The organism is Ohessyouella blattaphilus (assembly GCF_024721265.1).
GTDB classification, from domain to species: domain Bacteria; phylum Bacillota; class Clostridia; order Lachnospirales; family Lachnospiraceae; genus Aequitasia; species Aequitasia blattaphilus_A.
Genome location: NZ_JAMXOC010000002.1, coordinates 217963 through 240610, shown reverse-complemented (window position 1 = coordinate 240610; position 22648 = coordinate 217963). Strand labels below are relative to the sequence as shown.

Below are 22648 nucleotides of genomic sequence, written 5' to 3'. Positions count from 1 at the left end.
ATGGAAGTCTGGAATTACCTTTATACAGGAGCAAAAATCGGCAGTAAAAAGCATGATATCCTTTACCAGATTAGAAATCGGCAGGAGAGCAAAAGCGTCTATCTGCTGTGTCTCAATGGTAAGCTTGATAATCGGCTGGAGATTATTAGCTACCGGGAAACCCTAGGAGAGCATTATCCTCATGAAGACCTAACGGTAGTGGGACTGGCAAAGGACTATGAGGAAGCCGAGGATTTGCTCGAAGAGATTGCGACGGAGGTCTATCTTGCGACTAAGGATGTAAATATCAGCGATTTTTTGCTAGATAGGATTAAGGAGAGGCGTTAATGCTAGGAGTACTTTTGGGAATTATAAAAGTAATCGGGATTATTTTATTAGCGATACTAGGGTTACTGGTATTGCTAATCTTGATTGTGCTTTTTCTAGCCATTAAGTACGAAGCAAGCGGTGAGAGCGCTGGGGACTTTGAAAGTACCCAGGTACGGATTAAAGTGAGTTGGCTATGGTCGCTGCTTCGCATTCGCTTTTCTTATAGCAAGGAAGATAGCAAATTATCGGTCAAAATATTATGGTTTGAACTCATAAAGGAGGAGAGCCCTGATGAAAGTTCTTATGAAAACACTAGCGAAATCAGTCACGAAGTGGTCCCGGCGAGGGAGGACTCTGGGGAGTCTATACCGGTCACTAAAGAGTCTCCGCCGCCACAGGCAGAAGCACCCCGGATATCTACGGAAGAAAAGGTAAAGACGGAGAAAACCTCGTGGAAAGACAAGGCTATGAAAATCTTTCAGAAGATCAAATATACATTAAAAAGCATTTATGATAAAATAACTTCAGTAAAAGATTTCCTAAACGAAGAAACGACAAAAATAGCATTACGCTATTTCTTTAAACAGCTTAAAAAGCTTCTCCGAAGATTAACGCCAAAACGCTTCAAAGGAAGTGTAAATATCGGGTTTGATGATCCTGCCACTACGGGATACTTAATGGCAGGTTATAGCGCCTTAAAGCCACTGGCAGCGTTTAAAGAGATAGAGCTGTATCCAGATTTGGAAAACAAGGTTTTAAGCGGTGATCTTTATATAAAAGGAAAAATAAGAATGGTCTATTTTCTCGGAATGGCCATTACGCTATTACTGAAGAAAGAGATTCGCCAGACAGTTAAAGACGGTTTGGCACTACAGAAAGGGGTTAGCAATGGCAAATAATGACTTTAAGACAACAGTTGAGGCGCTTTTTAAAGGAATGGACGGCCTCGTATCTTCCAAAACGGTAGTAGGGGAACCTATCTATGTAGGCGAGACGATTATCCTTCCTTTAGTCGATGTATCGTTTGCTATCGCCGCCGGTTCCTTAGCAGAGAACGCTAAGGATAAGGGCAGTGGTGGAATGGGTGGCAAGGTTACCCCTAGTGCGGTTCTCGTCTTCCAAAATGGCAATACTCGCTTGGTTAATATTAAGAATCAGGATACGATGACGAAGATTCTCGATATGATCCCAGAAGTGCTAGATCGCTTTGGAAATAAAAAAGAATCGAAATTGTCCGAAGAAGATGTCATGGAAATGCTTGACAAGGAAGAAACCATTTAGTAGAATATTACTGTTGCGAGTTCGTTTGAGCGGACTCTGAGAATGTTAGGAGGTGCAGTCATGGCAAAATGTGCTATTTGTGAAAAAGGTGCTCACTTTGGAAACAATGTAAGTCACTCACATAGAAAGACACCAAAAATGTGGAAATCAAACGTCAAATCAGTACGTGTTAAAACTACAGCAGGTGCAACAAAGAAGATGTATGTTTGTACTTCTTGCTTAAAATCTGGCAGAGTAGAAAGAGCATAGTCGGAAACTCAGATTCTAACGGGTCTGAGTTTTTTTTGTAGAAGGCGCAAGAATTTGCCAAGTGCAAATTCTATTTTATTTTAGGTTGTTTTTGCACCACAATTGAAAAGATATAGCAAACCATGTATAATTGGTTTACGCGAAGTATGACACTTCCGGTTATAATTTGGCAATTAATGGAGGTATAAAATATGCAGGGAAAAGTTAGTACAGATCTCGGGGACATCGTCGTTGACCCAGAGGTAATTGCAACGTACGGCGGCACAGTTGCTGTTGAGTGCTTTGGAATTGTCGGCATGGCAGCAATGGGTGTGAAAGATGGCTTGGTTCATTTATTAAAAAGAGATAGCTTACAAAAAGGTATTCAAGTAACCTTTGAAGAGGATAATAGAATTTCTCTCGATTTTCATATTATTGTCTCTTATGGTGTAAGCATACCCACGGTCACGGAAAATCTAATCAGTAACGTTAAGTACAAACTGGAAGAATTTACCGGCATGACAGTTGAGAAAATCAACGTGTTTATCGACGGCGTTCGGGTTATTGATTAATTTAAGGAGGAAGTACTGTGGCAGTTAAGACTATTAATGCAGAGCTTCTGGCAAAGATGTTTTTGGCAGGTGCAGCAAATATCGAAGCTCATAAAGCATACATCAACGAATTAAATGTATTCCCCGTTCCTGACGGCGATACCGGTACCAATATGTCACTAACGATTATGGCGGCAGCTAGAGAGGTGACAGCATTAGAAAGTCCGACGATGAAAGAGCTAGCAAAGGCGATTTCTTCGGGATCACTTCGAGGCGCTAGAGGTAACTCAGGCGTAATATTATCTCAGCTTTTGAGAGGTTTTACAAAGGTTATTAGAGACGATGAGGAGATTGATGCCCTGACGCTAGCATCTGCGGTTGCCAAGGCGAGAGACACGGCCTATAAAGCGGTTATGAAACCGAAGGAAGGTACCATTCTAACGGTAGCTAGCGGCGCAGCCGAGAGTGCGGCTCAGCTAGTGGAAGAGACAGATGACATTGAAGTTATGCTTCCAAAGATGATTGAACATATGGAAGAAGTCCTAGCAAAGACTCCGGATATGCTGCCGGTGCTTAAAGAAGCTGGAGTGGTTGACTCAGGTGGTCAGGGACTTGTAGAAATTGTTAAGGGTATGTATGACGCTTTCCTTGGTAAAGAGGTGGATTATAGCGCCATTGCACCTAAAAGTGCTGCTCCTAAGACCAGCACAGAAGGCAGTAGCGAAGAGATTAAATTCGGTTACTGTACCGAGTTTATCGTTAACCTAGAAAAGAAATTTACGGCTTCTGATGAGGAAGCATTTAAAAATTACCTCTCTTCAATTGGTGACTCGATCGTAGTCGTTGCCGATGATGAGGTGGTAAAGGTTCATGTACATACCAACGATCCTGGTCTAGCTATACAAAAAGGCCTTAAATACGGTTCTCTTACCAGCATGAAGATCGATAATATGCGAGAAGAGCACGAGGAGAAGTTGCGCTTAGAAGCAGAGAAGACGGAAGAAGTAAAGGCTGATGAACCCCGTAAGCCAGTAGGCTTTATTTCGGTATCGATCGGTGAGGGGCTTAACGATATCTTTAAAGAGTTAGGCGTTGATTATATTATCGAAGGGGGACAGACCATGAACCCTAGTACCGATGATATGTTACATGCCATCGATCAGGTAAACGCTGAGGCAATCTTTATTCTACCGAATAATAAAAACGTAATCTTAGCGGCAAATCAGGCACAGGCGCTGACGAAGGATAAAGAGATTATCGTGGTTCCTACAAAGACCGTTCCTCAAGGTATTACCGCCATTATTTCTTATCAACCAGAAATCACAGCTGCAGAAAATGCAGAGATGATGGCTGAAGAGATCAAAAACGTTAAGACCGGTCAGGTAACCTATGCTGTTCGCGATACGAAGATTGATGATAAAGAGATTCATGAAGGCGATATCATGGGCCTTGGAGATAAAGGCATCTTAAGTGTAGGTAGTGATATCGAAACAGTAGCCTTCGAAACATTAAAGGCGATGACAGATGAGGATTCTGAACTAATCAGTATCTATTACGGTGAGGAAGTAAAAGAAGAGGAAGCAAATGCCCTTCTTGAAAAAGTGACCGAACTGTATCCGAATTACGACGTGGACTTACAATACGGCGGACAACCGATTTATTACTACGTAATGTCTGTTGAATAGTAAAAGAAGATGATTGAAAGCACTCCAATAAATGAAATAAAAGGTATAGGAGATAAAACCGCCAAGCTTTTCGCATCCTTAGGGATCGAAAGGGTTGGCGATTTAGTTCGCTATTTTCCCAGTAGCTACGATATCTACGAAGAACCGGTCCCTATTAGTGAAGTGGAAGAGGGGACAGTGGCAGCGATTACCGGTCACGTAGCAGGTAATATTCGGCTGAGCAGAGGTCGTAAACTCGCAGTTACCAGCTTAAAGCTTAAGGATTTAACGGGAACCCTTGATGTGGTGTGGTTTCAACTGCCTTACGTGAAGACGATGATGAGCAAAAGTAGCGCGTATATCTTAAGAGGGCGGATTACAAGGCGGGGCGGGATTCTGACTATGGAGCAGCCGGAAATCTTCGAATCGATTGAAAAATACCAACAAAAATGCGGTCAACTGTGGCCACTTTATAAGACGACAAAGGGCCTCGGAAACAATGGTATCGCCAAAGCGATTCGCACAGCCTTAACGGAACTTAATTTTAAAGAGGACTATTTAAGTAGCGAGCTACGAGCGAGCTACGATTTATTAACCTTTAAAGAGGCGGTTCGCGCCATTCATTTTCCGGTAGATAAAGAGGATTATATTAAGGCGCGTAAGCGTTTGGTGTTCGATGAGTTCTTAAGCTTTATCATCTCTTTGCGGGCGCTATCAGAGGATAAGCAGGAGTGGCAAAATCACTTTTCCCCTGAGGATACCCAGGCTAGTGAAAAGCTAGTAAAAAGCTTACCCTATAGCCTTACGAAGGCTCAAGAGAAGGTAATTAGGGAAATCATGAAAGATATGAACAGCCATCGCCCCATGGCACGTCTAGTGCAAGGGGATGTAGGAAGCGGAAAGACGGTGGTCGCCCTTTACGCCCTTTTAGCCTGTGTGGGAAGTGGTTACCAAGGAGCGATGATGGCACCCACAGAAGTGCTGGCAAATCAGCACGCAGAAGGGATTAAGAAAATGCTTTTAGCGGCAGGGCTTAACTATTCTGTAGAGCTACTAACCGGGTCGTTAACTGCTAAAGAGAAGCGAGAGGCCTATCAGCGAATCGCTAGTGGCGAAGCCCAGATTATCGTCGGTACCCACGCCCTGATTCAAAATAAGGTAGAATATCAAAACCTTGCCCTTGTGGTTACTGACGAACAGCACCGGTTTGGCGTTAAGCAGCGAGAAACCTTTGCTAGCAAAGGCGATGTGCCACACATCCTGGTAATGAGCGCAACTCCTATTCCCAGAACGCTAGCTATTATTTTGTATGGTGACTTGGAAATCTCGGTTATTGATGAGCTACCAGCCAATCGGCTACCGATAAAAAACTGTGTAGTCGGTACAGGGTATCGGCCTAGCGCTTATAAATTTATGGAAGAACAAGTAAAAGCGGGACGCCAGTGTTATGTAATCTGTCCTATGGTAGAAGAAAGCGAGAACCTAGAGGCAGAAAACGTAATCGACTATAGTGAGAGTCTACAGGAACATCTAGGTGACGCCGCTAAAGTAGCCTTTCTTCATGGAAAAATGAAGCAGACTGAAAAAGAAGAAATTATGGAAGCTTTTGCCAAAGGACAGACGGATATCCTAGTCTCAACCACGGTTATCGAAGTCGGTATCGACGTGCCCAATGCAACGGTGATCTTAATTGAAAATGCCGAGCGCTTCGGTCTTGCGCAACTTCACCAGCTAAGAGGCCGAGTAGGAAGAGGAGATTACCAGAGCTACTGCATCTTCATGACAGGTAGCAAAGCGAAAGCGACTAAAGAGCGTTTAGAGATTCTAAATGAAAGTAACGACGGGTTTAAGATCGCTAATGAAGACCTACGCCTTCGCGGACCAGGTGATTTATTTGGAATTCGTCAAAGTGGTCTGATGAACTTTAAATTAGGCGATGTCTTTCAAGATAGTATGCTTTTGCAGCAAGCCGCCGAAGCGGCAGGGGAAGTCACCTTTCACCAAGGAGATAACGGTACCGTAGTAAGAACCTTATAACACAATCATTTGAAGGGAGAACAGATGCGAGTAATTGCCGGCAGTGCCAAAAGTCTTAAATTAAAAACAGCTCCTGGTTTGGAGACGAGACCAACCCAGGACCGGATTAAAGAAACTCTTTTTAACATGATTAGTCAGTTTCTTATTGATGCTAAATTTCTCGACCTCTTTGCTGGTAGTGGCGGAATCGGTATCGAAGCCCTAAGTAGAGGTGCTAGGGAAGCTGTCTTTGTAGATAAGAACAAGGTGTGTACTAGCATTATTAAAGAGAACCTTGAGCACACCCACTTAGAAGGCAAAGTCCTGACGGGAAATGTGCTAATGGAACTCTCTTCTCTAGAAGGACCTTTTGATATTATCTTTATGGATCCGCCCTATAATTTAGAACTTGAGAAGCAGGTTTTAGAATACCTGGCTAATAGTAATTTGATAAACGAAGAAGGTCTTATTATTGTAGAAGCAGATCTACATACGGAATTTTCATATTTGGATCAGCTATCTATGAGAGTCATAAAAGAGAAAAGATATAAGACGAATAAACATGTGTTTATAGAAAAGGCGTAATTAATTAAAATACCCTCTGCCGAGTTTTGTACCACTTAGGTTACAATTCCCCACAGAGGGTTTTTATCATTTTTCAATTACATTCATTCGCTTATTGACCATTAGCGCGATACTGACAAGGGCTACGCAAAAGAGAAGCTGGATGCCGAAGCCTTGGTATAGCTGCAAGGTCTGACTTTTGGTGGTGATAGCCACCTTGTTTAAAAGACTCACATTGTTTTCGTACCAATATAAAGGCAAGAACTGAGCGAATTTCTTGACGCTATCTCCTAGTAAGGTGAGGGGGACAAAGACCCCGCAGAGGAAGCACATGCCTAGGGAGATGACATTGGTAATGGCGCTTAAGGCGTCATCTCTTTTTAAGAATGTAGATATCAGAAACGCAATGGCCAGCGACACTAAGGTTAGGCACAGGGAGTTTCCTAGGTAATAGCTTACATTTGGGCTTTGTAAGAAGGCTTTCCCGTCCATAGCCAGGACGAAGAGAAGATTAAGCACCCAGAAACCTAATCCAAGAAGGGCAAAGCCTAGAAATAGTTGCAAGCTTTGGCTACGACTGGAAATAGGTGCGCTTAAAATGCGCGTGCGCAGATCTTTTTTCCTAAAGGCCAAAAGGACGATAGGCGGAATGTAGCAGCATAGACACAGGATAATGTAAGGCATATAGACGAAGATAAAGCTATAGGTCGAAAATACGCTGGTGTCTTCACTGATAAGGCTGATATCAGCCGTTACGCTTGCGGCTTTTTTAGTTTCTTGGCAGGCTTCCTCTAAAGAGTAACCAGCGAGATTAAGAGACCTTACGTCGTTTAAGAAGGCGTCTACAGTCTGATCGGCGTACATGCCGTTGGTGCTATCAGGAATCTTATTGGTAATTAATTCTTGGCTGCCCGTCTGAAAATCATCCTGAAAGTTTTCAGGAATCTGGATAATATACTGAGTTCTCCGGTTGAATAGGGCATCTTGCAGAACGTTTTCCTTATCCTCAAGGGGTACTAAGGTAAAGGTTTCACCTAAGTGAGCGCTTAAAGCTTCTGAGAGCGGTGACTGATCCCGGTCAATCACGGTGACTAACAGTTCACTGGCGGTAAAGCTATCGTCGGTATTGGTATTTAAATTCTTGCTTACCATTAAAGAAATTGAGAAAAAGATGGATATGTACATCAGTGCAATACCAGCATTTTTCTTTACCAGTTTCATAAATCCTTTAAATACTATCATAATCCTCCCTTCTGATGGACAAAAAGGCTACGGTTAAGAGTAAAGCCGCCATCACGCCTAAGATAATCAAGTTGCGGGTAAGTCTTGTCTGGTCGTTATAAACACCTAAGCAGTAGAAGGCATCAGCAAGGACCGCTGCCGGATTTAGGCGATTGACAAGAGGAGCGTGTACTTCGATTATATTTCTGATGTCGCCAAACATAAGTCCTGCTAAAAAGGCAGGGAATAGGGAGACGGCTACCGTAATCCCTATTTTTATGCCTTGACTTAAGCGAGCTATACTGCCAATGGCGATGCCAATACTAATACTAAGAATGGTACCCATCAACTCGATGAAGAGGAGTAGAGGAATGTTATCGCCTAAATCTATTTTTAAAAATAGGATCAGATAAGCTGTTAAAATCAGCATATTTACAAATTGAATGAGAACGAGGGTTGTAAGGTCGATAAAAATCAGCTTTAATTTATGGGTAGGGCTTATACAGCGTCTAGCGCCTAAGGCAGAGAGATTTGCCTGGGAATCAAAGGTGGAACGGGTCCCGAGAAAGGCACCACATAAGCAGGCGTAAGCTAAGAGGGCAAAGAAGTAATTGATCATCGGATCAAGGGTGCGCCCACCAAGGGAAGCATTTTTGGTAAAACTTTGATAATCTCCTAGGGATTCGAGAAAGGTCTCTAGTTGCTGGGGTTTTTCGGTAGCTACTTTCATAGCTAAAGAAGCGTTCTTTTCATACGTATTTAAGAGATTAGCCAAAATACTTTCTTCCAGACCATTGCCTGAGAGCTTTAAGGCCAGGTTATTATCAATCACAAAGTAGCCTTTGATTTTTTGATTATTTAAAGCCTTCTTGGCCGCCCCTTCGTCGTCGTAAACCTTTCCTTTAATCAAATCGCCATCTAAGCCATCAAGAAAGGCTTCAAAAGGTTGATTTTCTGAGACGTTTACAATGCCTACAGGAATCTCGCTCCAGGTACCATCACCAGCGGCATTATTTCCCATATTGCCAAAAGCAAGGGAATAAAAGGTTCCGAGAAGTAAAGGGAAAGCTAGGGCCCAGAACATCATACTTACGTCTCGCACATTTTGTAGTAAGCGATATTTAAAAAGTTGTATCATAATCTTCCTCCTAATCCCTTAGTTCCTTGCCGGTAATCTCTAAGAACACATCGTTTAGCGTAGGGAGTTCCGAGAGCACGCGACCAAAGGGAATGTCTTTTGCCTGCAAGTAATTTAAGAAGCGAACTAAGTTGTGTTTGGCGCTACTTAGGCGAACCACCAGCGTTTGTTCCTGATAATCTAGGCGATAGACGTGGGGAAGTTCCCGCATATCAGCTAAGTGTTCTTCCGTTAAGACGAGATTTTCAATGCGAATGGTTTCCCCCGTTTTAATCATTGCTTTTAATTCTTCCGTACTGCCAGTTGCTAGGACTTGGCCTTTATCGATAATGGCAATTCGCGTACAGATTTGCTCTACCTCTTCCATGTAGTGGGAGGTGTAGATAATGGTTGAGCCGTTTTCATTGAGCCGTTTAATCCCTTCTAAGATGTTGTTACGGCTTTGGGGGTCGACCGCTACCGTAGGTTCATCCATAATGATTAACTTGGGCTTGTGAACGATGCCACAGGCGATGTTGAGACGCCTAAGAAGACCACCAGAGAGTTTTTTTGGTCGCATTTTCTGGTAGTCCCCAAGTTCTACAAACTTAAGAGCTTCCTCTACCAGAGCACGACGTTTCTTTTTATCGCTTACGTAAAGGCCGCAGAAGTAATCGATGTTTTCGTAGACGCTCATTTGGTCAAAGACGGCTACATTTTGGGGAATTACCCCGATGCCTTGTTTGAGTTCATAGCTATCAGGAGTCATATCCTTACCAAAGACGGTAATTCGACCTTTGTCATAGCGAAGTAGGGCGAGTAGACAGTTAAGGGCCGTCGTCTTACCTGAGCCGTTCGGTCCTAAAAGTCCAAAGATTTCTCCTTCTTTAATATCCAAGTTTAGGTGGTCAAGAGCTAAGAGATCACCGTAGCGTTTTACTAGATTTTCAATATGTACCATAATCAATTCCTCCATTCGTTGTACTTGTAGTATACTTTGGCCTTGTATATAATAGAAGTGTTGCAAGTAATAAGATGAGGGTGACATTTGTCATGATGATAATTATCGAACTAGGTATCTTGTTTATATATTGTTTGGGGAGTTTGTTCTTTACGAGAATAAGCGCCTCTTTTCTGGTAGCCCTATTGCTTCAAATTACCTATAGCTGCTTAGGGCAGTATCGGCAAGACAAGAGCTTTGCCATCCTCAGTACGATTATCTACGGAGTGTTTTCGCTTTTTTTACCAGAGGCATTGCTTTTTTTGCCTTTGCTCATTTATAATCTAGTAACGAAAGAGCAGCTGCTACTGACAGGCCCTTTCGTTTTGCTTTTCTTTTATTTCTGGCACGATACGGGTATATTCCCGATGATTTTCACCGGCTTTGGCGTTCTTCTTAGCCTTTTTATCTGCTATCAGAAGCGGCAGATGCAGGATTTACAGGAGCGCTATTATAAAGAACGGGATGAAGGCCGGGAGCGAGAACTACTCTTAGAGCAGAAGAATCAGGCCCTAAGTACAGGGCAGGATGCCGAGATTGTCATGGCCACGCTTACCGAGCGTAATCGGATCGCCAGAGAGATTCACGACAATGTCGGACATTTATTATCCAGAGGGATTCTCATGACCCAGGCACTAAAGGTAAGCGAAAAAGATTCCCAGCAAACGGAAGCGCTAGAGGCCCTAGGGGAGACTTTAACAGAGGCTATGAACTCGGTACGCAGTAGCGTTCACGATTTACATGAGGATTTCTTAGATTTAGACATAGCGGTTCGGGAGCTAGTAAAAGACTTTACCTTCTGCCCGGTTACCTTAGAGATTGGCAACCACGGTCATATTCCCCGGGATGTAAAGTATGGATTTTTGACCTCCATTAAGGAAGGACTTAATAATATCATACGACACAGTAAAGCAACGGAGGCGCGGATAATTATTCAGGAACACCCTGGCCTTTATCAGCTAATTATCAGTGATAATGGGCCAGTTATAAATGACGATGAAGAAAAAGGAATCGGACTTTTAAATATGGAAGAAAGAGTCCGAAATTTAAAGGGAACACTACGAATTTTAAGAGCCGAGGGCTTTCAAATTCAGATTGCTATCCCTAAATAGGAGAGCCCATGAAAATACTGATTATTGACGATGACAAACTGGTAAGTGGCGCCCTTAGCACCATTATTGGTGCCGCAGAAGATACTAGTGTGGTGGCAACTGGCAGTAGTGGTGAGGCGGCAATTGCTCTTTACGACGAGACGGCGCCCGATGTGGTGCTGATGGACATCCGGATGGGAGAGATGACGGGGATTGAGGCAGCGAAAAGAATCCTTGAAAAGGACAAAGAAGCTAAAATTTTATTCTTAACCACGTTTACCGATGGCGAGTATGTAACGGAAGCGATCACATGCGGAGCTAAGGGCTATATATTAAAGCAAGACTACGAAAATATCGTGCCGGCGCTTAGGGCGGTGTATTTAGGACAGACGGTCTTTGGTAGCGATATTGTGAAAAGTCTTCCAGAGCTTTTAAAGGGCGGTAAGAATTACGATTACGGCGCCAAGGGAATCAGCGAACGGGAGCTAGAAGTCCTTGAGCTAGTTAGCGAAGGGCAAAGTAATAAAGAGATTGCCGAAAGCCTTTATTTAAGTGAGGGCACGGTACGCAATTATATAAGCAGTCTGTTAGACAAGCTAGAACTACGAGACCGTACCCAGTTGGCGGTATTCTACTTAAAAAATAGCTAGGAGGAAGAGAATTATGAATAGAGCAGTATATCCAGGGAGTTTTGATCCTGTGACTTTCGGGCATTTGGACATCATTAAAAGAGCAGCTAGAAGAGTTGACGAACTAATTGTGGGAGTGCTGAACAACAATGCGAAAATTCCGTTGTTTTCAGTAGAGGAACGTGTTAAAATGTTAGAGGAAGTAACGAAAGATATAGAAAATGTGAAAATCGTACCTTTTTACGGTCTATTAGTTGATTTTTTAGAAGATGTAGATGCAGGTATGATTGTTCGTGGTTTACGAGCGATCACCGACTTTGAGTATGAATTACAGATGGCCCAGACGAATCACCGGATGAATCCTGAGATTGAGACCATCTTTCTTTCTACGAACGTGGAGTATTCGTACCTTAGTTCCAGTATGGTGAAGGAGATTGCGGAGTTTAAGAGGGATGTATCTCCCTTCGTGCCAGAGATGGTAGCCGGGAGACTTAAAGAGAAAATAATTAAAAAGGAGAGTGCACGAAATGAGCAGTAGAATTGAACAGATTATTGAAGAAATTGAGGAGTACATTGATAACTGTAAGTTCCAACCATTATCAAGTACGAAGATTATTGTAAATAAAGACGAAATCGACGAGCTTCTGCGAGAGCTGCGGATGAAGACTCCTGATGAGATAAAGAGATATCAGAAGATTATCGCTAATAAAGATGCGATTTTAGCTGATGCAAAAGCGAAAGCTGAAGCGATGATCGAAGAGGCGAAGGTACAGACGACGGAAATGGTAAGCGAGCACGAGATTATGCAGCACGCTTATACTCAGGCCAACGAGGTGGTAACCACCGCTTCTAAGCAGGCTCAGGAAATCCTCGACAACGCGACGAACGATGCAAACGATATCCGAGTAAGCGCCGTTCAGTACACGGACGACTTGCTAGCAAATGCTGAGGGCTTATTAGGCAATGCATTAGAATCTTATACCACCAAGTACGATGGCCTCGTAAACTCCCTACAGGAGAATTACGATACGGTTCGCTCTAATCGTGCAGAATTAGACGTGCCTCAGCGTTCTTCAAGAAGTGTTAGTACTAGCTATGAGGAAGAGGTTAGCGAGAACGATTTTCTCGATACCGATGAGGATATGCTATAAACATTCTTTAAAAGGTGATAAATAGAATTTGCGCTCGGCAAATTCTTGCGCCTTCGGCGTGTGCGGTTGCACAAAGTTCCTTTCGCCGAAGTGCGCATCCTTAGCGGAGCGCTTCTATAGTATTAGGAGATTTTTTAAAATCTTCTAATACATAGAATGAGGCTCTATATCCATAGTGGTATAGGGTCTTTTTTCCTTGCTTTTTGGGGCCAAACGTCTCATAATGGAAGAAGAATAAAATGGTACGGGAGGTAGAATTAAATGAGTGTTTTAAATGGGTATGAACCACAAGTAGTTTTTCATTATTTTGAGGAGTTGAATAAGATTCCTAGGGGGACTTATAACTGCCAAGCAGTTAGTGATTACTGTCTTAAGTTTGCGAAGGATTTGGGGCTTGATGCAAAACAAGACGAAACGTTAAATGTGATTGTAAAGAAGCTGGGAACAGTCGGTTATGAAAATGCAAAACCAGTTATTTTACAGGGACACTTGGATATGGTGTGTGAAAAGACACCGGAATCCACCCATGATTTTGAAAAAGACGGTATTGAAATGTACGTAGAAGACGGCTTTGTTAAGGCCAAAGACACGACTCTTGGCGCTGATAACGGCATTGCCGTTGCCTATATTATGGCTTTACTCGCCGCTAAAGACATCCCTCATCCACCGCTAGAGGTTCTCCTTACAGCGGATGAAGAGACCGGCATGTCAGGGGCGATGGGAATCGATATGACCCAGTTTGCGGGAACGAATTTAATTAACTTAGACTCTGAAGAAGAGGGGATTATTACGGCTGGCTGCGCTGGTGGGGTGCGGGGTGAATATCAGATTGACATTCGCCGAGAAGCGTATTCAGGAACCACCTTTAAGATTAAGATTCACGGCCTTTTAGGTGGCCACTCGGGCTCAGACATTCACCTCCAAAGAGGAAATGCCCACAAGATGATGGGACGTCTTTTAGACTTCTTACGCACAGATATTGATTTGCGCCTTGTAAGCGTGGATGGCGGTTCAAAGGATAACGTTATCTCTACCATCAGTGAAGCGCTCGTAGTCTTTCCTGAGAATGAACGAACGGCCCTAATTGAAAAAGTGGCAAAAATGAAAGCTATCTGGTTAGATGAGTTTATGGGTGATGAGCCAGGCCTTTGCGTAGAAGCTCTAGAAGTTTCCGAGAGGGCGTTTGAACCGATGACTAAAGAAAGCGGTGACCGGGTGATTGATGTGATGTTTGGTATTCCTAACGGCCCTATGGGCTTTTCTCGTAAGCTAAAGGGATTAACGGAGACATCGATGAATACCGGTGTTTTCAGCACTAGTACCCAACAGGTAACGGGCAAAGTTTTAATCCGGAGCTCTGTAGAATCTAAAATCGAAGAGATGAAAGCCCTTGTGAAAACGGTAGTAAAAGGATTAACGGGCGCGACAGTTAACTACCACGACCAGTACCCAGCTTGGCAATTTAGACCAGAGTCCGAGCTACGGGACGTGTTAGTTAAAGAGTACGAGAATCTATTTGGTAAGACACCAGAGGTTTCGACGATTCACGCTGGCCTTGAATGTGGCCTCTTTGTGGGTAAGAACCCTGCCCTTGACTGTGTTTCTATCGGTCCGGAAATGTTCGACGTCCATTCGGTCAACGAGCGCTTAAGCATCGCGTCTACAGAGACTACTTGGAAATATTTACAAAGCATATTAAAGAATTTAAGGTGAACATTAGATGATACAATTACCAGCTGCGTTTAGCGCCAAAATGAAGAGGATTTTACAAGGAGAATACGAAGATTACCTAGCTTGTTTTGACGATGAACGGCTATATGGACTGCGGGTAAACGAAGGCAAGATTTCCGTAGAAGAGTTTCTTGAAATATGTCCTTTTGAGCTACGGAAGATTCCGTGGATTCACAACGGCTTCTTTTACGACGGGGAAAGTGTTTCTCCGGCTAAGCATCCGTATTATCACGCTGGACTATATTATCTACAAGAGCCTTCAGCCATGACTCCGGCTAGTCGCCTACCGATCGAGGCTGGTGATAAGGTGCTGGACTTGTGTGCCGCACCTGGAGGGAAAGCTACTGAATTAGGAGCTAAGCTTAAGCGCACGGGAATGCTAGTAGCCAATGATATTAGCAATTCTCGGGCCAAGGGGCTTCTTAAAAACATAGAAGTTTTTGGAATTGGCAATGTCCTGGTTCTTTCAGAAGAGCCGGGACATCTTATAGAGTTCTTTCCCCATTTTTTCGATAAGATTTTGATTGATGCTCCTTGTTCGGGAGAGGGTATGTTTCGCAAAGACCCGAAGATGATCAAAGCGTGGAGTGAAGAATCTCCAGAATTTTTCGCAGGTCTTCAGCGGGGAATCCTCGCCCAGGCTCTAGCTATGCTAAAACCTGAGGGAATGCTGCTTTATTCAACTTGTACCTTTGATGAACGGGAAAATGAGCAAATGATTGAAGAGCTTTTAATTGCCCATCCTTCCTTAAGTCTAAAAAATATTACTCCGAATTATGAGGGCTTTACTAATGGCTTCGTTACCCTTACAAAGACCGAAATGCCAGAGATTGCTAAAAGCGTTCGAATCTTTCCTCATAAGATGGCAGGGGAAGGCCATTTTCTCGCCCTTTTAGAAAAGAAAGAAGAGAGCAGGCCCTTGAGCTATGAAGAGGCTACGTATCAGGGAAAACTGCCAGTGGAAGCGAAAGAGTTCCTCGATCTTTTAGGGATTTCTTTCGATAAGTCGCGGCTATCCCTCCAAAAAGAGCGTTTGTTTTATATGCCCGAGGGTGTACCAAGGCTGAAAGGACTGCGCTTCCTACGTTCCGGTCTCCTATTAGGAGAGTGTAAGAAGAATCGCTTTGAGCCCAGTCAGGCGTTAGCGATGTATCTAAAGAAAGAAGAGTATCCTTTCGTCCTCGATTTAAGTGCCACTGATGAGCGGGTTTTACGGTATTTAAAAGGAGAGACGATTGCTGCGCCAGAGTTAAGCGAAAAAGGGTATTATCTCGTCTGTGTAGACGGATACCCACTAGGGTGGGGAAAGCTTGTAAACCGAATGCTTAAGAATAAGTATTTACCAGGATGGAGAATGTCATGTTAACAGATAAAAATGCCGTAATCTTTGATCTAGATGGAACCTTAGTGGATTCTATGTGGGTATGGCGAGCGGTGGATGATGAATTTTTGGCTCGTTACAACCAAGTAAAGCCAGAGGATTTAGAGTCTCGTATGGAAGGGATGAGTTACCGGGAGGTAGCCCAGCTTTTTCTGGACTCTTTTCCTGAATTACCCCATGATTTGACCATGATTATGGATGAATGGCAGGAGATGACGTATACAAAATATTGCGAAGAGGTGCCCCTAAAGCCAGGCGTACCGGAATTTTTAGAGGCGATGAAAAGGGCCGGTAAAAAGATGGGGATTGCCACTAGCAACTCGGAGGAGCTAGCTAGGGCCGTTCTCGAAGCTAGAGGAATTGCCTCTTACTTTGACGCAGTCTGTACCGCTGATGAGGCGAGAAAAGGCAAACCAGCCCCAGATGTCTACTTGCTTGCTGCCAAAAAGCTAGCAGTTTTACCGGAGCGCTGTCTTGTCTTTGAGGATGTACCCATGGGAATCTTAGCGGGCAAAAATGCCGGGATGCAAGTGTGTACGGTAGCCGATGATTTTTCTAAAGAACAAATACAACGAAAACGTGAATTGGCGGATTACTATATTACCGATTACTTTGATGTAATGGAAGGGACTTTTGAGATTATATGAGCAAACAATTTTTGCCAATTACGAGAGCAGAGATGGAAGAGCGAGGATGGGACGAAGTAGACTTCGTCTACGTAAGCGGGGATGCCTATGTAGACCATCCTTCTTTTGGTGCGGCGATTATAACGAGACTACTTGAGTCCATGGGCTTTCGCGTAGGTGTCATCGCTCAACCAGACTGGCGCGACCCGGCTAGTATTGCAGTCTTTGGCAAGCCGAGGCTAGGTTTCTTTGTCTCAGCCGGCAATATGGACTCCATGGTAAATCATTACTCTGTCTCCAAGAGACGGCGTAGTAAAGACTCCTACAGTCCTGGCGGTGAGATGGGAAGACGTCCGGATTATGCCTGTGTGGTGTATGGGAACTTAATTCGCCAGACTTATAAAGATGCGGCAATTGTGTTAGGCGGAATCGAAGCCTCCTTGCGTCGTCTGGCTCATTACGATTACTGGTCAGGCAAGCTTAAGCGCAGCATCCTTCTAGATTCTGGCGCTGATTTAATTTCTTACGGAATGGGTGAACGCTCTATTAGAGAGATTGCCGAAGCCTTAGAAAGCGGACTTAATATTCGGGATTTAACCTTTATTCCGGGAACGGTTTACCGGACTAAAAGTTTGGATAATCTTTATGACTACACGGTGCTTCCAAGCTATCAGGAGATGAAGAAAGATAAGCTTCTATATGCAAAGAGCTACCAAGTACAAAACCAAAATACGGATCCTTTTACAGCCAAGATCTTAGTAGAACAGTATAAGGAGCAGGAATACGTGGTGCAAAACATTCCATCCGCTCCGCTTACCATGAGGGAAATGGACGCTTCTTACGGCTACCCTTATATGCGGACGTATCATCCAAGCTACGAAGAGACTGGCGGCATTCCGGCGATTAGTGAGGTGAAGTTTTCCCTAATTAGCAACCGAGGCTGTTTTGGTGCTTGTAGCTTTTGCGCCCTAACCTTTCACCAAGGACGTATTATTCAGGCCAGAAGCCATGAATCTTTGGTAAAAGAAGCGGAGAACTTTGTTTGGGAGCCGGATTTTAAAGGCTATATCCACGATGTTGGCGGACCGACAGCCGACTTCCGGGAGCCAGCTTGTGAAAAGCAAATGAAATACGGGGTTTGTAAGGATCGTCAGTGTCTGTTCCCTACGCCTTGTAAAAATCTCCAGGCAACCCATCAGGATTATCTAATCCTCTTGCGGAAGCTGCGGGAGATTCCTAAGGTGAAAAAGGTCTTTATCCGTTCCGGTATCCGTTTCGATTACGTGATGGCCGATAAAGACGATACGTTTTTTTATGAATTGTGTGAGCACCACGTAAGCGGTCAATTAAAGGTGGCCCCAGAGCACGTTAGCGATAAGGTGTTAGAGGTCATGGGGAAGCCGAAAAACCATGTGTATGAAGGGTTTGTTAAGAAATATAAGAAGATAAATAAGGAGATTGGGAAGGAACAGTATCTGGTACCGTATCTCATGTCTTCACATCCTGGTTCCGACCTTAAGGCGGCGATTGAATTAGCGGAATATCTGCGGGATTTAGGATATATGCCTGAACAAGTACAAGACTTTTATCCGACTCCGTCCACCCTTTCGACGGTTATGTACTATACCGGCGTGGATCCGCGTACTGGAAAATCCGTCTATGTGCCCAAAGATCCTCATGAGAAGGCGATGCAGCGAGCGCTTATTCAGTACCGCAATCCTAAGAACTACCATTTGGTAATGGAAGCCCTTAAGAAGGCGGGCCGAGAGGATTTGATCGGTTTCGGTAAAGGCTGTCTGATTCGCCCGGCTTACACTGGTAAGCCAAAGGGTAAAACCAAACCGCAAAAGAAAAAGACCATTAGAAACGTCCATAAGAAGAAAACGAGCAGGAGGTAAGAGCGTATGAGAATAGCAATCGTAACGGGAGCGTCATCAGGAATCGGTCGCGACTTTGTCAGAAATATTCCAAAAGTATACCGCCACTTAGATGAAATTTGGGTTTTTGCCAGGAGAGAAGACCGTCTTTTAGAACTTCAAAAAGAGCTAGAAAAGAAAAAGACGGTTAAGCTACGACTATTTACCGGTGATCTTATGAGAGACTATATCTATGAGCGTCTAGCAAAGGAGCTTGCCACAAATAACGCCGATGTGCGGATGTTAGTTAATGCGGCAGGCTTTGGTAAGTACGGTTTGATCGAGTCTTTAAAAGAAGAGGATATGCTAGGGATGATAGATCTTAATTGTCAGGCGCTAACGAAGATGACCTTAAAGGTTCTTCCCTTTATGTCAAAAGGCAGTCGTATCATTCAAATGGCTTCGGCCGCCGCCTTTACTCCCCAACCTTACTTTACGGTGTATGCAGCTACGAAGAGTTATGTAAAAAGCTTTTCCTTCGGTCTGCGTAATGAAGTGAGAAAAATGAAAATCAGCGTGACCTGCGTCTGTCCTGGCCCGGTGCGGACAGAGTTCTTTGGTCTGGCTGGTGAAGCTAGCAAATATACGAATCCGCGGATGATGACGACTAGCGTCCACGTGGTGAGAGAAGCGCTTATTGGCGCCATTAGAAGACAGGCCGTTATTACGGTGGGTCCTTATATGAAGGTTTCGCGAGTGCTTGCGAAATTTATTCCTGATGGGATTACGGCATATGGATTTCAGATTTTTAACAAATACAATAATTAGGATTGGTACTACATGAAGTTAATCAAAGGAACACATGAATACTTAAAAAGAAAAAAACGGTTATACCTGTTACTGACGATTCTTGAATTTGGTGTGGTTATTGGCTTGGTGGTAACTGGCATTATTGCTACCGGCGATCGCCTTAACGTCTTAACGGTAGTTGCTGCTGTAGGCTGTCTACCGGCGGCAAAGATGCTGGTGCAGTTTATCGTGATGATTCCCCACCGTTCTTTAGAAACTGAGAAGGTGGCGGAGCTAGAAAGTGAAGCAAATTATATTACTAAGATCTATGATCTGGTGATTACCAGCAAGGACCGTACCATGCCCATCCAAGTTCTTTGCCTGTATAACAATACCATTTGCGGATATTCTGAAAGTGAGAAGTTAGACCCTGATAAGACCGCTCAGTATTTGAAAGGCTTTTTGGAAAAAAACGGCTATCCCAAGATGACCGTTAAGATCTTTAAGGATTTTAAGGCGTTTTTAATGCGAGCAGAAGTTATGAATAACATTGCTACCGTTGAAAAGAAAGATTCGAGTCGCTATGAGAATAAGCTAAAGGCCCTCCTTCTTTCCCAATCACTCTAGGAGCACCATGAAAGAATTTACAATCGATGAGAAAAGAGCCGGTCAACGCTTTGATAAATACTTGCAAAAGCTATTAAAAGAAGCCGGGACCGGATTTCTCTACAAGATGCTAAGAAAAAAGAATATCGTTCTAAACGATAAAAAAGCCTCCGGGAAAGAGATTTTAGAAGCAGGCGATGTGATTAAAATCTATTTAGCCGATGAGACGTATGATAAATTTGCTGGCCCGCCCTTACGGGTTCCTTTAAAGACTAGCCCGAAGAAAGGCAGGCGCCTAGAGGTGATTTATGAAAATAAGGATGTCCTCCTTCTTAATAAGCCAAGGGGCGTACTGTCTCAAAAGGCCAAAGGAGGGGACTATTCTTTAGTAGAGATGCTAAGAGATTACCTGCTTGCTAGTCAGGCGCTTTCGCCTCAAGACTTACAGAGCTTTTCCCCAGGGATTTGCAACCGCTTAGACCGCAATACCTCTGGTCTTGTAATCGCCGGTGCTAGCGTCTACGGCCTGCAGCAGATGAGCGAACTGCTGCGTACCCGCCACGTGGATAAGTACTATTTAGCTCTGGTTCACGGCTGTCTTAAAGACTCCCTGACCATCAAAGGGTTTCTGACAAAAGATGAGAGGAAGAATCTCGTTACCATTTCGGAAACGGCAGGCGAGTCCTACATTGAGACGTATTATGAACCCTTAGCCTTTCGTGAAGACTTGACCCTATTAAAGGTTAAGCTCATTACCGGTAAGACCCATCAGATTAGAGCCCATTTACAAAGCATTGGTCACGGTCTTGTGGGGGATTATAAGTACGGTGGCAGCGTACGAAATGATAAGTATAAGAGGCAGTACGGTTTAAGTGCTCAGTTTCTTCATAGCTATGAAGTGGTCTTTCCCGAGCTACCGGAGCGTTTAAGCGATTTATCTAGACAAAGCTTTCAGGCACCGTTACCAACTCTTTATAAAACGATTTTGGAGGATATACAGTGGCAACATGGAATTCCCGCGGTCTCAGAGGTTCTACGCTAGAAGAATTCGTAAACCGCACCAACGAACGCTACCAAGAATGCAACCTAGCCTTAATTCAAAAGGTGCCAACCCCTATTACCCCGGTTCGCATCGATCAGGAGACCCGCCAGATAACACTGGCCTACTTCGATCAGAAGAGTACCGTTGACTATATTGGCGTGGTCCAAGGAGTGCCCCTTTGCTTTGATGCAAAAGAGTGCAACAACGGTACCTTTCCCCTACATAATATTCATCAACACCAAGTGGATTTTATGACGGACTTTGAAAAACAGCAAGGTGTTTCTTTTATCTTAATTTACTTTAGCAATAAGAATATCGCTTATTATATGCGTTTTTCGGAGCTTTCTACCTTTTGGGAGCGGGGCTTAAACGGTGGCCGAAAAAGCATCCGTTTTGAAGAGCTAGACGAGAATTATTTTCTCGAAGTAAAGAGCGGCTTCTTTATTCCGTATCTAGATGCGCTTAATCAAGATCTAAACCAGCGGCCTTAGCTTGACAATAAAGGAAGAAATACGTATAATAAAGAACGATTTAGCGTGGTAGCACGCTAAAGTGAAAGGAGAAATACCTATGAAACAACTGTTGCATACTCCGGAAGGTGTGAGAGATATCTATAATGGGGAATGTGGGAAGAAACTGGCCCTTGAGGACCGCCTCCACGAAACCTTAATGCATTATGGCTATACCGATATCCAGACACCAACCTTCGAATATTTTGACGTATTTCGTAAAGAAATCGGAACCATTCCTTCGAAAGAGCTCTATAAGTTCTTTGACCGGGAAGGGGAGACCCTGGTACTTCGTCCCGATTTTACCCCAGCGATTGCGCGGGTAGCGGCCACTATTTTTGCAGATGAAAAGATGCCGATTCGTTTATGTTACACTGGGAATACGTTTATTAATCACACCAGTTATCAGGGGCGGTTAAAAGAGAACACTCAGATGGGCGCCGAGCTAATCGGCGATGATAGCGCGGCTGCCGATGCGGAGATGATCGCTCTCGTTGCCGCTTGTCTTCTAAAGGCCGGCTTAAGGGACTTTCAGCTTAGCGTTAGCAACGTGGATTTTCTAAAAAGCCTAATTGAAGATGCTGGTCTTGATGAGGATCAGGAACAGGAACTAAAGGAGCTGATTAAGAATCAAAACTTCTTCGGTATCAACGAGCTTTTAGAGGGACTAACCGTTAGCCGTAGCGCCAAGGCGTCTTTTAAGCAGTTAGACGAGCTGGTTGGGGGCTATGAAATCCTAGAAAAAGCCCGGGACGTAGCCCCCAGTACCAAGGGGATTTTGGCGATTAAAAGATTGGAAAAAATATACGATATTCTGTGTTATTATGGAATGGAAAAATACGTTACCTTTGATCTAAGCATGAGTAGTGGTGCCTACAACTACTATACAGGAGTAGTTTTTAGAGGCTATACCTTTGGTTCAGGTGATGCAATTGTCAAAGGCGGACGTTATGACACGTTAATTGAAAAGTTTGGCAAAGAAGCGCCTTCCATTGGTTTTGCCATCGTGGTGGATGAACTCCAAAGCGCTCTTTCTAGGCAGCATATTACGCCGGTTCTACAGCCTGAGAAGACCCTTGTGTTATACGCTGGTGGTCGCGAGGAAGAAGGCATTCGCCTAGCCAGTGAACTGAGAGAAAAGGGTGAGCGAGTGGTGCTAATGAAAAAGGAAATGAGCAAGTCGCTAGAAGACTATCAAGAGTATGGACGAAGAAGTGAGATTTGCCAGCTTTATTACATCGCTCACGATAGAGACGTGACTGAGTATTCGTTATCGTAAAAAGGGG

General features: G+C 43.9%; 24 protein-coding genes. 21 read left to right on the top strand and 3 right to left on the bottom strand.

Annotated features, from left to right (window positions below; genetic code table 11):
• From NHH16_RS03350 to rsmD, 8 genes are all read left to right on the top strand, one after another.
• A complete protein-coding gene (locus NHH16_RS03350; RefSeq protein WP_262068184.1) occupies nucleotides 1–327 on the top strand; it encodes a hypothetical protein in 327 nt (108 codons plus the stop codon).
• A complete protein-coding gene (locus NHH16_RS03345; RefSeq protein WP_262068183.1) occupies nucleotides 327–1208 on the top strand; it encodes a hypothetical protein in 882 nt (293 codons plus the stop codon). Before NHH16_RS03350 ends, NHH16_RS03345 begins: the two co-directional genes overlap by 1 nt.
• Nucleotides 1198–1590, top strand: coding sequence for a GerW family sporulation protein (locus NHH16_RS03340; RefSeq protein WP_262068182.1), 393 nt, complete (start codon nucleotides 1198–1200; stop codon nucleotides 1588–1590). Before NHH16_RS03345 ends, NHH16_RS03340 begins: the two co-directional genes overlap by 11 nt.
• Before the next feature lie 60 nt (nucleotides 1591–1650).
• Nucleotides 1651–1839 (top strand): 50S ribosomal protein L28, encoded by a 189-nt coding sequence (gene rpmB, locus NHH16_RS03335; RefSeq protein ID WP_262068181.1) that lies wholly within the window; start codon nucleotides 1651–1653, stop codon nucleotides 1837–1839.
• Between the two features lie 191 nt (nucleotides 1840–2030).
• Nucleotides 2031–2390, top strand: a complete 360-nt coding sequence (locus NHH16_RS03330) for an Asp23/Gls24 family envelope stress response protein (RefSeq protein WP_262068180.1) — start codon at nucleotides 2031–2033, stop codon at nucleotides 2388–2390.
• 17 nt (nucleotides 2391–2407) lie between these two features.
• Nucleotides 2408–4054 carry a DAK2 domain-containing protein gene (locus NHH16_RS03325; protein ID WP_262068179.1) on the top strand — a complete coding sequence of 549 codons (1647 nt, stop codon included), beginning with the start codon at nucleotides 2408–2410 and terminating at the stop codon, nucleotides 4052–4054.
• A 9-nt stretch (nucleotides 4055–4063) separates the two neighbouring features.
• Nucleotides 4064–6070 (top strand): ATP-dependent DNA helicase RecG, encoded by a 2007-nt coding sequence (gene recG, locus NHH16_RS03320; protein WP_262068178.1) that lies wholly within the window; start codon nucleotides 4064–4066, stop codon nucleotides 6068–6070.
• Nucleotides 6071–6094: 24 nt separating this feature from the next.
• Nucleotides 6095–6634, top strand: coding sequence for a 16S rRNA (guanine(966)-N(2))-methyltransferase RsmD (gene rsmD, locus NHH16_RS03315; protein WP_262068177.1), 540 nt, complete (start codon nucleotides 6095–6097; stop codon nucleotides 6632–6634).
• Nucleotides 6635–6700: 66 nt separating this feature from the next.
• Here rsmD and NHH16_RS03310 read toward each other — a convergent pair whose 3' ends face one another.
• From NHH16_RS03310 to NHH16_RS03300, 3 genes are read right to left on the bottom strand one after another with little or no spacing between them, the layout of a single operon-like run.
• Nucleotides 6701–7855: an ABC transporter permease gene (locus NHH16_RS03310; protein WP_262068176.1), complete on the bottom strand. Its 1155-nt coding sequence runs from the start codon at nucleotides 7853–7855 to the stop codon at nucleotides 6701–6703.
• Entirely contained in the window at nucleotides 7842–8972 is a 1131-nt protein-coding gene (locus tag NHH16_RS03305; RefSeq protein WP_262068175.1) for an ABC transporter permease, read from the bottom strand. Before NHH16_RS03305 ends, NHH16_RS03310 begins: the two co-directional genes overlap by 14 nt.
• 10 nt (nucleotides 8973–8982) lie before the next feature.
• Nucleotides 8983–9912, bottom strand: a complete 930-nt coding sequence (locus tag NHH16_RS03300; RefSeq protein WP_262068174.1) for an ABC transporter ATP-binding protein — start codon at nucleotides 9910–9912, stop codon at nucleotides 8983–8985.
• Nucleotides 9913–10004: 92 nt separating this feature from the next.
• Here NHH16_RS03300 and NHH16_RS03295 point away from each other — a divergent pair, with 92 nt between their 5' ends.
• The 13 genes from NHH16_RS03295 to hisZ all read left to right on the top strand — a co-directional run bounded on the left by NHH16_RS03295 (nucleotide 10005) and on the right by hisZ (nucleotide 22641).
• On the top strand, nucleotides 10005–11063 hold the full coding sequence (locus NHH16_RS03295) for a sensor histidine kinase (protein WP_262068173.1): 1059 nt from the start codon (nucleotides 10005–10007) through the stop codon (nucleotides 11061–11063).
• Between the two features lie 8 nt (nucleotides 11064–11071).
• Complete coding sequence (locus tag NHH16_RS03290; RefSeq protein WP_262068172.1) at nucleotides 11072–11692, top strand: response regulator transcription factor; 621 nt, start codon at nucleotides 11072–11074, stop codon at nucleotides 11690–11692.
• 13 nt (nucleotides 11693–11705) lie between these two features.
• Nucleotides 11706–12209, top strand: a complete 504-nt coding sequence (gene coaD, locus NHH16_RS03285) for a pantetheine-phosphate adenylyltransferase (RefSeq protein WP_262068171.1) — start codon at nucleotides 11706–11708, stop codon at nucleotides 12207–12209.
• Nucleotides 12199–12822: an ATP synthase subunit B family protein gene (locus tag NHH16_RS03280; protein WP_262068170.1), complete on the top strand. Its 624-nt coding sequence runs from the start codon at nucleotides 12199–12201 to the stop codon at nucleotides 12820–12822. The genes coaD and NHH16_RS03280 overlap by 11 nt, the downstream gene beginning before the upstream one ends.
• Before the next feature lie 261 nt (nucleotides 12823–13083).
• Nucleotides 13084–14535 (top strand): aminoacyl-histidine dipeptidase, encoded by a 1452-nt coding sequence (locus NHH16_RS03275; protein WP_262068169.1) that lies wholly within the window; start codon nucleotides 13084–13086, stop codon nucleotides 14533–14535.
• Between the two features lie 10 nt (nucleotides 14536–14545).
• Entirely contained in the window at nucleotides 14546–15919 is a 1374-nt protein-coding gene (locus tag NHH16_RS03270; protein WP_416389385.1) for an RsmF rRNA methyltransferase first C-terminal domain-containing protein, read from the top strand.
• Complete coding sequence (locus NHH16_RS03265; RefSeq protein ID WP_262068167.1) at nucleotides 15913–16581, top strand: HAD family hydrolase; 669 nt, start codon at nucleotides 15913–15915, stop codon at nucleotides 16579–16581. Before NHH16_RS03270 ends, NHH16_RS03265 begins: the two co-directional genes overlap by 7 nt.
• Nucleotides 16578–18458, top strand: a complete 1881-nt coding sequence (locus NHH16_RS03260) for a YgiQ family radical SAM protein (protein ID WP_262068166.1) — start codon at nucleotides 16578–16580, stop codon at nucleotides 18456–18458. The genes NHH16_RS03265 and NHH16_RS03260 overlap by 4 nt, the downstream gene beginning before the upstream one ends.
• A 6-nt stretch (nucleotides 18459–18464) precedes the next feature.
• Entirely contained in the window at nucleotides 18465–19244 is a 780-nt protein-coding gene (locus tag NHH16_RS03255; protein WP_262068165.1) for an SDR family NAD(P)-dependent oxidoreductase, read from the top strand.
• Nucleotides 19245–19256: 12 nt separating this feature from the next.
• A complete protein-coding gene (locus NHH16_RS03250; RefSeq protein WP_262068164.1) occupies nucleotides 19257–19832 on the top strand; it encodes a hypothetical protein in 576 nt (191 codons plus the stop codon).
• A 7-nt stretch (nucleotides 19833–19839) separates the two neighbouring features.
• Nucleotides 19840–20853: an RluA family pseudouridine synthase gene (locus NHH16_RS03245; RefSeq protein WP_262068163.1), complete on the top strand. Its 1014-nt coding sequence runs from the start codon at nucleotides 19840–19842 to the stop codon at nucleotides 20851–20853.
• The gene (locus NHH16_RS03240) at nucleotides 20811–21344 is read left to right on the top strand and encodes a Holliday junction resolvase RecU (RefSeq protein ID WP_262068162.1); all 534 of its coding nucleotides are present in this window, start codon (nucleotides 20811–20813) and stop codon (nucleotides 21342–21344) included. Before NHH16_RS03245 ends, NHH16_RS03240 begins: the two co-directional genes overlap by 43 nt.
• A 79-nt stretch (nucleotides 21345–21423) precedes the next feature.
• Nucleotides 21424–22641, top strand: coding sequence for an ATP phosphoribosyltransferase regulatory subunit (gene hisZ / locus NHH16_RS03235; RefSeq protein WP_262068161.1), 1218 nt, complete (start codon nucleotides 21424–21426; stop codon nucleotides 22639–22641).
• The last annotated feature ends 7 nt before the right edge of the window (nucleotides 22642–22648 follow it).